The 12,771-nt window shown below is 46.4% G+C and carries 9 protein-coding genes; 5 read left to right on the top strand and 4 right to left on the bottom strand.

Features of this window, described 5'->3' with window-relative positions; genetic code table 11:
• The first annotated feature begins 350 nt into the window (after positions 1-350).
• A complete protein-coding gene (locus MKY66_RS08705) occupies positions 351-2,603 on the top strand; it encodes a helix-turn-helix domain-containing protein (RefSeq protein WP_076209225.1) in 2,253 nt (750 codons plus the stop codon).
• 131 nt (positions 2,604-2,734) lie between these two features.
• Here the strand turns inward: MKY66_RS08705 and trmB are convergent, their stop codons facing one another.
• A complete protein-coding gene (trmB, locus tag MKY66_RS08700; RefSeq protein WP_076209226.1) occupies positions 2,735-3,490 on the bottom strand; it encodes a tRNA (guanosine(46)-N7)-methyltransferase TrmB in 756 nt (251 codons plus the stop codon).
• A 152-nt stretch (positions 3,491-3,642) separates the two neighbouring features.
• Positions 3,643-3,843, bottom strand: a complete 201-nt coding sequence (locus MKY66_RS08695) for a hypothetical protein (protein ID WP_017689675.1) — start codon at positions 3,841-3,843, stop codon at positions 3,643-3,645.
• A gap of 318 nt (positions 3,844-4,161) precedes the next feature.
• On the opposite strand from MKY66_RS08695, the gene MKY66_RS08690 reads away from it, so the two are divergent.
• The 4 genes from MKY66_RS08690 to MKY66_RS08675 all read left to right on the top strand — a co-directional run bounded on the left by MKY66_RS08690 (position 4,162) and on the right by MKY66_RS08675 (position 7,889).
• Positions 4,162-5,115: a TIGR01212 family radical SAM protein gene (locus MKY66_RS08690; RefSeq protein WP_076209227.1), complete on the top strand. Its 954-nt coding sequence runs from the start codon at positions 4,162-4,164 to the stop codon at positions 5,113-5,115.
• A complete protein-coding gene (locus tag MKY66_RS08685) occupies positions 5,116-5,700 on the top strand; it encodes a class I SAM-dependent methyltransferase (protein ID WP_076209228.1) in 585 nt (194 codons plus the stop codon).
• 189 nt (positions 5,701-5,889) lie between these two features.
• Entirely contained in the window at positions 5,890-6,867 is a 978-nt protein-coding gene (locus MKY66_RS08680; protein WP_076209229.1) for a type I phosphomannose isomerase catalytic subunit, read from the top strand.
• Positions 6,868-6,908: 41 nt separating this feature from the next.
• Positions 6,909-7,889 carry an alpha/beta hydrolase gene (locus tag MKY66_RS08675; RefSeq protein WP_076209230.1) on the top strand — a complete coding sequence of 327 codons (981 nt, stop codon included), beginning with the start codon at positions 6,909-6,911 and terminating at the stop codon, positions 7,887-7,889.
• Between the two features lie 134 nt (positions 7,890-8,023).
• Here the strand turns inward: MKY66_RS08675 and odhB are convergent, their stop codons facing one another.
• Both odhB and MKY66_RS08665 read right to left on the bottom strand, forming a co-directional pair.
• Complete coding sequence (odhB, locus tag MKY66_RS08670) at positions 8,024-9,295, bottom strand: 2-oxoglutarate dehydrogenase complex dihydrolipoyllysine-residue succinyltransferase (protein ID WP_076209231.1); 1,272 nt, start codon at positions 9,293-9,295, stop codon at positions 8,024-8,026.
• Positions 9,296-9,300: 5 nt separating this feature from the next.
• Entirely contained in the window at positions 9,301-12,174 is a 2,874-nt protein-coding gene (locus MKY66_RS08665) for a 2-oxoglutarate dehydrogenase E1 component (RefSeq protein ID WP_076209232.1), read from the bottom strand.
• Between the last annotated feature and the right edge of the window lie 597 nt (positions 12,175-12,771).

The raw sequence follows: 12,771 nt of genomic DNA, 5'->3' as shown, positions 1-12,771 counted from the left end.
AGATGCTCTATTCACTCACGGATACTGAAGCTTCCCTTCAGAAAATGAACGATTCTGCGAAATAAACTGTGAACAAAATGAACGAACCATGAAATGAACAGACATCCACGCACATCCGTTCACAAATGTTGATATCGTGTATAGGCTACACCTAGTGAACAATCCAGCGAAAGTTGAACTTTATGTAGAGAAAACAGGCAAAATGGCCTGTCCAGCATTGATGTAAACGCATACATAATATATAATTCAAGTTACTCTTGCTCTTCTGCTCATCCAACTATGAAGCCTCACTTATGTATATGAAATTCTATGTGGTTCACCCAAAATAGGAGGTTCGAGGGGGAAACAGAATGCGTAAACGTTCAGAGGACAGTCAGAAGGTCTTCACACGGATTCTGATCGGCATTATTATCAGTACCGTCGCTACCTTACTTGTGGCTTCTACTATTTTGTACGTCAACTATAATCGAATTGCTCTTCGCCAGGTGTATCGTACAGATATGAACAGTCTTACTCAAACCAGCCGTGAAGTGGCCAAAATGACCGAGACTGCGAAATCATTGTCATATCAGATTTATCAGGACTACACCATCTCTTCATTACTGCTCTATTCCAAACCAAATATCTATGAGATTACATCGGCGATGGAGCAGCTAGACAACTACCGTATGTCCCTTCCCTTTATCGAATCCATCTATGTATATAACTCCAAAAGTAAAGAATTCTTTATCAGTTCCAACATGCGCAATGGGCAGCAGTCCATCTCGGAGATCGATGATCAGGGGATTACAAGCATCCTCCAACGCTTCCATGACTATAAACCTTTTGTGCCTATCCCGCGTACATATCAGGTCGGCTCTACCGAAGCAACAGAGGTTAACAGCTACACCTATCTCTGTTATGACACGATTAATGATAACGCGAAGCTAAACTATGCTGTCATCGTTAATATCAAGGATGATTGGCTCAGTCCAAATATGAATGCTGTGGATCAACCAGGCAAGACCTTTATCGTGAATGAGAAGGGAGACCTTTTATCTGACTTTGGCGACCGTGCATTGATGAAAAATCTCTCCAGCGAAGCTTTTATGAAGCCAATTATGCAGGATATGGGGCAATCAGCTTACTTTACCGAGAAAGTCGACGGAGAAAAATCTCTCATCACCTATACCGCTCCCGATGACCTGGGTTGGCGTTATGTAAGAATAACACCTTATGATCTGATTACCTCAGATATACGGAGTATGCGCACACATACCATTTTGTTTTGTGTTGGACTTCTCTTCGCAGGCTTGCTGCTCTCTTACCTTGTGTCCCGAAAACTATATCACCCTATTGATAAGGTGCTTGTTCGTTTACGTGTGATGGAAGCAGAGCGACGTGGTAGTCTTCATTTGTTACGGCAGGATTTTCTACGAGGGGCCCTGCAGGGCCGCGAAACAGTAACTGGAGGTATGCTGGAAGAACGGATGAAGTTCTATGGTTCCTCCATTGATGTTCGGCGTGCATCCAGATTGGTATTGCTGCGTATTGACCATTTTACCGAATTCTGTGAAACGTACCGTGATGAGACCCAGCTTGTAAAATACGCCATGATGAACATCTGCACCGAGACAGCCGATCTCCACTACAATGCAGAAGCTGTGGACATGGGCGGTGATCTGATCACACTCATCTTCAATGAAAAAGCCGAAAGCCATGAACTTGGGCAACCTGCTCATAACCGGATCGAAGAGCTGCTACGTATGATGCAGGCAGCTGTAATGACCCATTTGAAATGCTCCATCTCCTGTACGATCGGCACGGAAGAAGATTCATTGGAAGACAGTATTGCATCCTATACCAGATCAGCCGAAGCCTCACTGCATCGTTTGTTCATGGGACCAGGCTGTCTGATCTATACCTCTGACATCATGGCGTATCACGCCAAGGAGTACGCATTCCCAGCAGGTAAGGAAAGACAACTTGTCGATCATCTAATGACAGGTAAGACGCGAGAAGCAAAACAAGTCTATACAGACATCGTCGGCGAGACAGCCGCATATCCGTTTACCGTCTTCCAGCTAGCCTTATCCCATCTGACGATGACACTGAACCATGTACGAAATACCCTCAAGAAGAATAATCAACTCACGCTTGATTCAGTCTCGGATGGTCTAATGCTGCCTGTCAAAGACGCGGAAGATATTAGTGAAGTACATGAACACTTCTATCGGATGTTTGATGAGCTTGGTTCCAAAGTCGAGGAGAAACGTACACTGAAGCACGAAGAGTTGATTCGTAAAATCAATGGCATAATTGAGCGGGACTATGCGGACCCCAATCTCTGTCTAACCTCCATTGCAGATGAACTGGGCATGTCGCCCATCTATGTGAGCAGGCTCTACAAACAGCTCACACTGAAAGGGCTCACGGACGTGATTAACGAAACCCGCATAGCCAAGGCCCAGCATCTGCTGGTAGAGACAGAGAACTCCGTTGCCGATATTGCCGAGAGAACGGGATTCACCAACAGTTCATACTTCTATCGCATGTTCAAAAAGTTCAATGGTGTTACACCAAACGATTATCGCCGCAAAGAGTTTCATTCAGAGAACTTTTGAAATCATCCCAGACTTGAGTTTATGGAGTATAGCACATCGATTGTTAATGAAAAAAAAGAGCGACCTATGAGAATGAAACCATTCACCTCATGTGTCGCTCTTCTTTAATAAGTTTAAGTTAGATTTTGATTTTATTCCTGTTCCTGATCTTCGCCGGACTCATCAGAAGCTTCACGAACTTTATACTTGTCCAGACGTGTCTGCTGATACTCACGCAAGGCCTCTTCACCAACAATCACTTCAACCCGGTGAATGTTCATACCTTTACCCATGAATTTCTGCTCGTACTCCGTCATCACATGTTCTTCATTCAAACCATCACGATGCAGATTCAAAGAAATATTGGTCATTTGCAGGCCGAAGTCGGCAATGGCGTTGAGTGAGAAATCAAACAGTGTCTCCGAATCGGTTTTGAAATGAATCTGACCTTTGGGATTAAGCAGTTCCGTGTATTTCTTCAGGAAGCGCGGATGCGTCAAACGACGACGTGCATGTTTTGCTTTTGGCCAAGGGTCACTGAAGTTCAAATAAATGCGCTCCAGTTCTTCCGGTTCAAAAACTTCTTCGATCTGTTCAATATTTGCCAGCGCAAGCTTCAGGTTCGGAGGTGTCTCCACATCAGCCTGACTCCACGCATTACGAGCTTTCTCACTGGCACGACGCACCAGTTCATCATACATATCAATACCGATGAAATTATATTCCGGATATTTATAACTCATTTGGCTGATAAATTGGCCTTTACCCATACCAAATTCCACGAAGATCGGGTGATCATTGCCAAACAGTTCAGACCATTTTCCTTTATGTTGCTTGGGGTCCAGTACAACAAGATCAACTTGTTGCTCCAGATTTTCTCTTATCCCTTTTCTGCCACGTAAACGCATTTTATTCCTCCGTTTGTCCCATACTTGTCTCAGACTTATTTTGCCGAAGAACTGGCAAATTGTAAAGAGCAATGAAAAGGGAATCTTCGGATCTGCCACTTTGGGCAAATCTCAAAGATTCCCTCTTCGATTTATTTGGAATTGGGGTCCAACTACTTTAGTAGTTCATAGTCTACCTTATCTTGGTGTGAAAAATCAAATGTCTTTTCGAAAGCATCGCGAACTTTTTGTCTTGCAGCCGCTTTCACTTTCGGATTTCCATTAAAACGAACACCTGTTAAAGCCAGTGCTTCTTCTGCCGTCAATTCAACAGACACATGATTCAATTCTTTGTTTTTAACTTGGGAATTCATTCATATCACCTCACGGTATAGTATGGTCCATGACGTCAAAGTTGATTCAAATGCTATGATGAATAATACCCATTAGATGGTGTCTGACGCTGATTTAAATATAACATAAGGTGTAAACTATAGCAAGGAGAAAACCTTGATTTTACGGCCTATTTTTGCGTTTCGATTCCCTTTTTTTTTAGTTTTTTGATACAATGATAAAAGTTCATGAAGACACCTATAATCGCTATCCATCGTCTATGACGGAAATCGCATAGCGCTTCTTCTTTTGTTCACGTATGATTACGGTAATTCGACAGCCAAAGGAGTACCCTGAAGATGAATGCACCTGCATTACAGTCCCCTCTGTTGTGGGGAGATAAACGATTCCATACCTGGAATTATGAGATGCGAGATCAATTTAACAATAAGGTTTTCAAAGTGATGCTGGATGCTGGATTCACCTGTCCCAACCGCGACGGTTCCATTGCCAAAGGTGGTTGCACCTTCTGCAGTGCGCGTGGATCAGGCGATTTTGCTGGCAGCAGACGTGAAGATCTGGTCACCCAATTCAATACAATTCGAGATAAACAGCACCTCAAGTGGCCTACAGCCCATTATATTGGCTACTTCCAAGCCTATACGAATACGTATGCTCCGGTTGAGGAGCTGCGCGAATATTTTGAAGAAATTCTTGAGCAACCCGGTGTTGTTGGTTTGTCCATCGCCACTCGCCCGGATTGTTTCCCAGATGACGTTGTTGATTATTTGGCTGAACTGAACGAACGCACCTATCTGTGGGTTGAGATGGGCCTTCAAACGATCCATGATTCCACATCAACATTGATTAATCGCGCGCACGACACGAAGTGTTACGAAGAAGCGGTTGAGAAACTGCGCAAACGGAATATACGTGTGTGCACACATATCATATATGGTCTGCCTCAAGAGACACATGAGATGATGCTGGACACTGGACGTGCAGTTGCCAATATGGATGTACAGGGAATCAAGATTCACCTGCTGCATCTGATGCGCAAAACACCAATGGTGAAGCAATACGAAGCTGGTCTTTTACGTTTTCTGGATCAGGACGAGTATATCAAGCTGATCGTAGATACACTGGAGATGCTTCCACCGGAAATGATCGTACACCGTCTTACAGGCGATGCACCACGTGATCTGTTGATTGGACCGATGTGGTCCATGAACAAATGGGAAGTGTTAAACTCCATTGATCGTGAGCTGCGAGAGCGGGATTCATGGCAAGGTAAGTATTGGAGGCGAGCATAGATGGGCTTTCTTTCGGTTCTCAGCTGTGCGCATCAGTGGATTGCTTCCCGTCTGCAGCCAGGTGATCTGGCGATAGATGCAACGGTGGGTACAGGAGCAGACACACTATTTTTGGCACAACAAGTAGGCAGACGTGGTCAAGTCATTGGATTCGATATTCAAAGTGAAGCCCTCACGCTGGCACAGGCCCGGATTCGAAAACAAAATGATGAAGCCAAGCTTGGCTCCATCTCCATGCTTCAACTAAGCCATGATCGAATGGCAGAAGCAGTGCCTGAGTCATGGCTTGGTGAGGTTGGTGCAGTTATGTTCAATCTGGGGTACCTGCCTTCAGAAAGTGCAGATTCCTCCATCATCACCGAGACTGACAGCACGATCGCTGCACTTGAGGCTGCACTCGCTTTATTACGCCCTCGCGGAATTATTACGGTTGTGCTCTACCCCGGTCATGACGGAGGGGCACAGGAAGCAGAAGCTGTATTAGACTGGTCCTCTGCCCTTCCGGTGGAACAGGCACAGGTTGTGATGTATCGCCAATTGCAGCGAGAAACTTCTCCTTTTCTGATCGGAATCGAGAAAAAATAATTTCCTTTGTTCACCAAATACAATAAACTAGACACAATCGCAAGGCGAGCTATTAACGGCTTTTTCTTACTGCGATCTGTGTTCTACATCTACATATGCAAACGTATTCACTTGTTTGCTCATGGCGACTACATGCCCATGACTGATTAAAGCGATCCACCATTTCATATACTAGAGGAGAGATTACTGATGTCTACGCCATACCCATTACAATTCCAACCTGAGTTCAAAGAACGTGTGTGGGGCGGTCGTGCGCTGGAGCAATTCGGCCTTACGCCCCCTGAAGGACATATCGGAGAAGGATGGATGATTGCAGATCATCCCAACGGTACAACCAAGGTATTAAATGGAGCACTGGCTGGCAAGGGTCTGGATGAAGTTCGTGAACAACTTGGCACCGAATGGCTTGGAACCAAAGGTGTCTCTGAAAAAGGCGGCCGTTTCCCCCTTCTGATTAAACTTCTTGACTGCAACGATGACCTATCCGTTCAGGTTCATCCAACTGACGAGTATGAGGCACTTCCTCCTGGCGAGCTTGGCAAAACAGAAATGTGGTATGTACTCGACGCAAAACCGGGCGCACACATCATCTATGGCTTGAATGAAGGCGTTGATCGGGCAACATTAAAAGAAGCATTGGAAAACGGCACGGTGATGGATACCCTTCGTCAGGTACCTGTAGAAGCTGGTGATACGTTCTTTATCCCTGCTGGAACAGTGCATGCGCTCTGTGCAGGTGTTGTTGTCGCTGAGATTCAGCAAAACTCGGATACGACCTACCGGATATACGATTATAATCGTCCAGGGCTGGATGGCAAACCACGTGAGTTGCATGTTGAAGACTCATTAAATGTCACCGCCTATGAGGGCGCAGGTGCCTCAAAGATGAAAACAAATAACGCTACTCCTGGTGAATGGCTCAAGCTTGCGGAATGCTCTTATTTTGTAGTTGAAAAAGGTATTGTGAATAAACGTTGGGAACTCTCCACCAATCCTGACAGCTTCACAATTCTCGTTGTCTGTGAAGGAGAAGGAACTTTGGAGTGGGCACATGCTGAATCAGACAGCATTGAATTGAAAGCTGGACAATGTTATCTCTTGCCAGCCAATCTGGGTTCTTATACATTAGATGGAAATACCACTGTTCTTCGCTCTTATCTGCCCTAAATCAAGCTTATATGTAACCTGTGAAGGAGGAATTACACGAGATGCAGGAATCTACCTTTGCCTTGGTCGCTAGTGAAGGTACCCGTATTCATGTGTACCGCTGGCTTCCCGATCCGGAATGCAACGTTAAAGGTGTCGTGCAAATTGCACATGGCATGGGCGAGACGGCAGCCCGATACGCCGAATTTGCCGAGTTTCTTACCCAAAATGGCTATGCGGTTTATGCCAATGACCATCGGGGTCATGGCAAAACCGTGGAGAATGCCAAGTTGCTTGGTAATGCTGGTGTCGATGCCTTCCGCTGGATGGCGAGTGATATGATCAATCTGGGCGAAGTAGCCGCCAAGGAGAACCCTGGGGTGCCCCTGTTTCTCATGGGACATAGCATGGGCTCATTCTTGGTGCAACATCTCATGTACGCTGGTCATGAGCAGTACCATGCCTTTATTTTATCCGGGACAAACGGCAGACGTGGTCTGCTCCGATTTGGAGAGAAGCTCGCCTTTTTGCAATGCGGCATTCAGGGGGCTACTCATCCCAGCATGCTGCTCAACGCGATTGTATTTGGTGGATTTAATCGCTCTTTCCGCCCTGCAACGACACCGTTTGATTGGTTGTCCCGGGACTCACAAGAGGTTCAGCGATTCATTGATGATCCCCTGTGCGGAGCAGTCTGTACAGCAGGCTTTTTCCGCGACTTCTTCAAATTGCTGCTTGAAGTACACCTTCCACACAATATGGAGCGCATCCCCAAACACAAACCCGTATACCTGTTCTCAGGTGAGAAGGACCCTGTCGGACTTCATGGCAAAGGCGTTCTTAATCTGGTCTCCCAGTATAAGAAGCTTCAGCTGGAGAATATTGAGTATCGCCTGTATCCGGATGGACGTCATGAAATGCTGCATGAGATCAACCGAACAGAAGTGGCTCAGCACGTTGTAGACTGGCTAGAGCGGAATACCCCTGGCTCGAATACAAACGAAAGTCCGTTGAACCCTACTGAGACGGCTGACTCTATATAATAGAGTCGGAGGCAACATACCAAGAGCAACAGCAAAAGAAACCCCTGAATCGGATGTGCAGCTCACGCTGCGCTCCAGTTCAGGGGTTCTCTTGTTAAGCGATATGAATAATAGCCATGTTCAAACGTTATGGATTAACCTTCAATTAACAGGGATTCCGGATCTTCAAGCAGTTCTTTCACGGTTACGAGGAAACGAACAGCTTCACTACCGTCGATAATCCGGTGATCGTAGGACAACGCGATGTACATCATTGGACGGTTCTCCATCCGCTCTGCATCAATCGCCACTGGACGAAGCTGGATCTTATGCATCCCCAGAATACCCACTTGAGGTGTATTCAGAATTGGCGTAGACAACAAGGAACCAAATGTTCCACCATTGGTGATGGTGAACGTTCCACCTTGTAGATCAGATAACGCCAGCGTGTTGGAGCGAGCTTTGGATGCCAGGTCCGCAATGCTCTTCTCGATCTCGGCAAAGCCCAGACGATCGGCATCACGCACAACCGGTACAACCAGTCCTTCCTTCGCAGATACAGCGATGCCGATATCATAATACTTTTTGAGCACAACATCTTCGCCATCAATCTCTGCGTTAATTGTAGGGAATTTTTTCAGAGCCCCCACAACCGCTTTGGTGAAGAAGGACATGAAGCCCAGGTTGATCTCATGTTTCTCTTTGAACTTGTCCTTACGGCGTTTACGTACATCCATGATCGCAGTCATATCAACTTCATTAAATGTAGTCAACATGGCTGCTGTCTGCTGCGCCTCTACCAGACGTTTGGCAATGGTCGCACGACGGCGAGACATCCGCTGACGCTCCACCGGTTTGGTATAGGTGGAACTTCCAGCTGCCGGAGCACTTGGTGCTGCTGGAGCTTTACTCGCAGGTGGAGCAGCAGGAGCAGGCGCCTGATTGTTATGGCTCTTCACATCATCCTGGTATACCCGTCCAATCGGATCTTTGCTCTGAACCTGATCCAGTTCGATACCACGTTCACGTGCAAGCTTACGGGCAGACGGTGAAGCCGTCTTGGCACTATCGGATGACTCCGGTGCTGCCGCAACAGCTGCTGGTGGTGGTGTTGGAGCTTCAGGTGCAGGAGTAACGGCCTTTTTCTCTTCAGCTGCCGGTTCGGAAGCGGGTGCACCGCTTCCTCCTCCAGAACCAGCTGAGAGTGTACCGATCGTTTCACCGATCTCTACCGTCTCTCCTTCCTGACGAATGATCTTCTCCAGCACGCCGCTTTCTTCTGCGCTAATCTCAATATTTACTTTATCCGTTTCCAGTTCAAGAAGCACATCACCCTGATTAACGGTATCCCCTTCTTTAACCATCCATCTGGATACAGTTCCCTCAGTTATTGACTCACCCATTGCAGGTACTTTAATTTCACTCACAGCTGTTACCTCCCCAGTGGAATATTATTCTTCGTCGTTTGTTTCAACGCAGATGTAATAATCTGTTGCTGTTCCATACTATGCACAAGCTGATAACCGCTGGAAGGACTTGCGTGTTCCGGGCGACCTTCGTATCTAACGGTTGTGCCTTCCGGAGCGACTTCACGAAGACGAGGCTCCATGTATGTCCAGGCACCCATGTTTTTGTTCTCTTCCTGTACCCATACCAACTCTTTTACATTACTGAAACGGGCGAGGACACGTTTGATCTCTTCTGCCGGGAACGGATACAACTGTTCCACACGAATAATGTGAAGCCATGACCGATCTGCTTTATCTTTTTCAATAGCATCTTCCAGGTCAATGGCAACCTTGCCACTGCACAAAATAATGCGCTCTACACGATCCGGCTGTGTCCCCAGTCCAGCTTGTTCCAGTACAAGTTCAAACTTGCCTTCACTGAATTCGACTGCCGGTGATGCAACACGCGGGTTACGAATGAGACTTTTTGGTGACATCATCACAAGTGGACGAGCATCTTCCGTTTCAGTCAACGAAGCTTGACGACGCAACAAGTGGAAGTACTGAGATGCACTCGACAAGTTGGCAACCGTCATGTTGTCTTCTGCACAAAGCTGCAGGAAGCGTTCCAGACGAGCACTTGTATGCTCAGGTCCCTGACCCTCATTCGCATGTGGAAGCAACATGACCAGACTGGATTTCTGAGACCATTTGGCACGACCCGCTGATACAAACTGATCAAAGATAACTTGTGCACAGTTGGCAAAGTCACCGAATTGAGCTTCCCAGATGACCAGAGTATCGGGTGAATATACGTTATATCCGTATTCGAATCCAACAACGGATTCTTCAGACAACGGACTGTTATAGATTGCAAAGGATGCTCTTGCCTGTGGCAAGTGATGTAATGGGCAGAACTTTGCTCCATTCTCCGAATCATGCAACACCAGATTCCGATGAGCGAATGTAGCACGCTCGGCATCCTGTCCACTAATCCGAATTGGCTTGCCATCTGCCAGAATGGTTGCAAATGCGAGTGTCTCCGCAAGGCTCCAATCCACTTTTTCCCCTTCGTTCAGGGAAGTGCTCCGGCGTTGCAAAATCCGCTGTAACTTCGGATACACATTGAAGTTCTCAGGCCATTTCAGCAGATCGGCATTAATGCCACGCAGATTCTCCAGTGGTACCGCAGTCGGCGTAATCGTAACAGCTTCCGGCTCACTGATTTTCCGTTGATAATATTCATGTACTTCATTTTTCTTCATCTGGTCATAAGCTTCTTTTAATTTGTTCGTTACTCCATCGCGAATGCTCGTAATGGACGCATCATCGATAACCGATTCCTGTTTCAACTGATCCTGATACAAGTGGCTTACCGTTGGATGGTTTTTCACCTTGTCATAAACGATAGGTTGAGTCGTTTCGGGATCATCGGTTTCATTATGGCCGTAACGACGGTAACCGATCAAGTCGATCAGGAAATCCTTTTTGAAACGATTGCGATACTCTGCTGCCATACGAATGGCTGCAATACAAGCTTCCGGATTGTCCGCATTCACGTGTACAATCGGAATTTCGTACCCTTTAGCAAGGTCACTTGCGTAATACGTTGAACGGGAATCACCGCTATCTGTAGTGAAACCCAGACGATTGTTGACGATAATATGGATGGTTCCGCCATTCTGATATCCTGGCAGAGCTTTGAAGTTAAGCGTCTCGGCAACGATCCCTTCGCCAGGGAATGCTGCATCACCATGCATCAAAATGGTAGCTGCCTTCGTCACGTCCTGCTTCGGATATCCAGGGTCACGACGGTCATCCTGAGCCGCACGAGCAAACCCTTGTACAACCGGATTAACGTATTCCAGATGGCTCGGGTTATTCGCCAGAGTAAGGCGTGCCTGTACAGTTTCCCCGTCTTTTACAAAACGGTTCGCACCCATATGATATTTGACATCCCCCGTCCAACCGTAGTTGATTCCAGTCGAACCTTCCGACGGAACCAAATCTTTGTTCGGAGCATGATGAAATTCAGAGAAAATTTTGCTGTACGGTTTGCCCAAAACATGAGCCAGTACATTTAACCGCCCACGGTGGGCCATACCCATCAGGATGTGGCTTGATCCGGCTTCCGCCATGATGCGAACAGCTTCATCCAGCATCGGCACAAGCACATCGTTACCTTCGATGGAGAAACGTTTCTGCCCAACAAATGTTTTGTGAAGATAATCTTCAAACTGCTCAACTTCAACCAAACGTTCCAGCAAAGCCTTACGTTCTTTCGGCGTAAGTGGAGCCGGTGATGTACGGGATTCCGCACGACGATTCAGCCACTCACGCTCTTGAACTTCGTGCACATGACTGAATTCGTATGCCATGGGTCCAGTGTATATCTGACGCAAACGTTGGATTGCATCCCATCCGGTTGCTGTCTGCCCATCTGCACCTTCCCAGATCAGGGAAGCAGGCAAAGCTTTCAGATCTTCTTCGTTTAATTCAAAATGCTGAGGTTCCAGCAAAGATGTGTCTGTATCTTCACTGATTCCAAGCGGATCTATATCTGCAGCAAGATGACCATAGGTGCGGATGTTCCATACCAGTTTACCCGCTGTAACCGCTTTCTGTAATAATTGAATGTCTACGCTTCCGGAAGCCAATTGGGCGTTGCCGGAATTCGAAGTTGTGCGTGCATCCCTGCCAGACATCGGCGGTGCACCCCATTGTTCAAATAGTTCACGATAAGCCGGTGTAACCGAACCAGGGTCTTGAGTAAATAATTCATATTGTTCCTGTACGTATCCCATGTTGGGGCCATAGTAACTTTCCCAGGGCTTCTTGTTGCCTTCCACGATCGTCATCGACGTTCCCTCCGTCTTGATTTAGTCATAAGTTTTTGACGGAAATCATTGACTAAGCCGTAATTTGCGTTCGTTCAACATTTTAAGCGAAATTTTTCATGAAGTCCAATAATCGTGCTGTTGGTGGTAGTAACGTTAGTCCGACGCTCCCGTCAAGGTTTGTCTGCGTTTTCAAAATCAAAGTAAAACAATGATTGTATATACCGTCGCACAGATGTCGAATACTGTCCTGATCCGTTCGAAGGTTACACTTTCTCCACTTCTTCAAGTGAAGTCCGTGTTCTAATATCTATTCTATAAACTTTTACGCTCAGGAGCATTTCCTATTTTTAGTTCAATTGATGCATAAATTAGATGAATCGAATAAATCGATCAATTTGGGTAGAACAACGAACGCTTAATTACAACAAAATAGGCATACGATCTCCCATTTTACCTCCTTAATTGAATTGTGGTCCATTATGTGCAAAAACAAACCGTCAAGTTAAACATTAACCATTTGACGTCACATTCAACAAATAATTGGGGTTTTCTTCAGGAGACCCACAGCAAAAAGCTGGCCCAGACATAAATTATCCGAGCCGCTTCTTTGGATTC

The organism is Paenibacillus sp. FSL R5-0766, from assembly GCF_037971845.1.
In the GTDB taxonomy this organism is placed as follows: domain Bacteria; phylum Bacillota; class Bacilli; order Paenibacillales; family Paenibacillaceae; genus Paenibacillus.
The sequence above is the reverse complement of the archived record's forward strand: the minus strand, read 5'-3'. Positions and strand labels throughout refer to the sequence as shown.